Genomic DNA, 1639 nt, shown 5'->3' on the forward strand with positions numbered 1-1639 from the left:
TGGGTCTGCTGGAGCTGAGAGAAATACTTGGTCACGGCGCTGCCCAGAATACTGACTGCCAACAGTCCCAGCGCCTGCCACGCCGTGGCAGAGCCGGTTTTTCCATCCAGCAGAGCCAGGATGGTGTAGTAAATGGCGGCAATCTCAAACATATGGAACACCGCGTTGAAAAAGCAAGCGATCACCGAGCGCCGGATGTTGTGCTGTTCCTCACCGGCAAACCGCCAGATACCTCTGAATGTCTCGATCATACCGTTTCTCCCTCCTTTACACCCATGTGAGCCTGCCACAGATCGGCGTACAACGGGCAATGGCGCAACAGTTCTTCATGTGTTCCCTGCGCCTCGATGCTTCCATCCTTCACCACCACGATCTGATCCGCGCCGGTGATGGTGGACAGGCGGTGGGCAATGACGATGACCGTCTTACCCTCCAACAGTTTTGCCACTGCCCGCTGGACCACCGCTTCATTCTCCGGATCAATGTAGGCGGTGGCCTCGTCCAGAATCACCACAGGGGCGTTTTTCAGCATGGCCCGGGCGATGGCGATACGCTGCCGCTCTCCTCCAGAGAGATGGGCGCCTCCGCCGCCCACCCGGGTGTCATAGCCATGATCCAACTGGCGGATGAAGCCGTCGCATCCGGCGGCTTTGGCGACTTGTTCCACTTCCTGATCCGTGGCATTTACCCGGCCCATGCGGATATTTTCCCGGATGGTATCGTCAAAGAGGTAATTGTCCTGAGAAACAAAGGCCACCTGGTCGTAGAGTTGTTCCAGCGGGATACGGCTTTCCTCCACGCCGCCCAGGGTAATGCGGCCCTCGGTCACATCCCAGAAACCGGCGATGAGCTTGGCGATGGTGGACTTGCCCGAACCGGAGGGGCCAACCAAAGCGGTGAGGCTGCCGGCCGGAATGGTGAGGGAGATGTTGTGGAGGATCTCCTTGTCCTGGGCATATCCAAAGGAGACATGATCCAAGGCGATATCCGGTCTTCCCAGCTGTGCCGGCTGTGTTCCGTGATCCTGCTCCGGCTTCAGGAGGATCTCGTCCACCGAGCCCACGATGGTACCTACCTTGGCAAGATTATCCACAAAGCCCATGGCGGCAATGAGAGGTCCCACAATACTCATGGACAGGATGATGGTGGTGAGAAATACCTCTGCGGACAAACTGCCGTCCGTGTAGAAGATCCAGCCCACAGGCAGCACCGTGATAAGCGTGGTGGGAGCGATGGCATAGGCCAGCGCCATTCCAAACTGGCATTTCTTCATCCAGTTGTAGTAGTAGGCAGCATTGGCCCGTACCCGGGAGGAGAACTTCTCATAGGAGTTCTTTCCCTGATTGAAGGCCTTGATGACCTCAATGCCGCCGATGTACTCCACAATGGTCTCGTTCATAGCCTGGGTCGTCTCCACCGCACCCTGATAGTCCTTGCCATAGCTGCCCATGATGGCCATCATAAAAGCCATGCCCACAGGAATGGACACCAGACTCAGCAATGCCATACGCCAGTCCAGCGTAAACAGATACACGAGAACGCATACCGGCGCCAGCAGATTGGAGGTCATCTCTGGCAGCAGGTGGGCCAGCGTCGTCTCCATACTCTCCACCTGATCCACCACGATCTGTTTGAGCCG

The 1639-nt window shown here is 57.3% G+C and carries 1 protein-coding gene and 1 pseudogene; both read right to left on the reverse strand.

The genetic code is table 11. The features are described 5' to 3' along the window. Positions 1–251, reverse strand: a pseudogene (locus H6B10_RS14405) (ABC transporter ATP-binding protein); the annotation flags it as partial. Continuing rightward, positions 248–1639, reverse strand: a 1392-nt coding sequence (locus tag H6B10_RS14410) for an ABC transporter ATP-binding protein (protein WP_243427408.1), incomplete at its 5' end; no start/stop codon positions are given. The pseudogene H6B10_RS14405 and the gene H6B10_RS14410, both read right to left, overlap by 4 nt.

The organism is Gemmiger formicilis (genome assembly GCF_016901605.1).
GTDB lineage: Bacteria > Bacillota > Clostridia > Oscillospirales > Ruminococcaceae > Gemmiger > Gemmiger formicilis_B.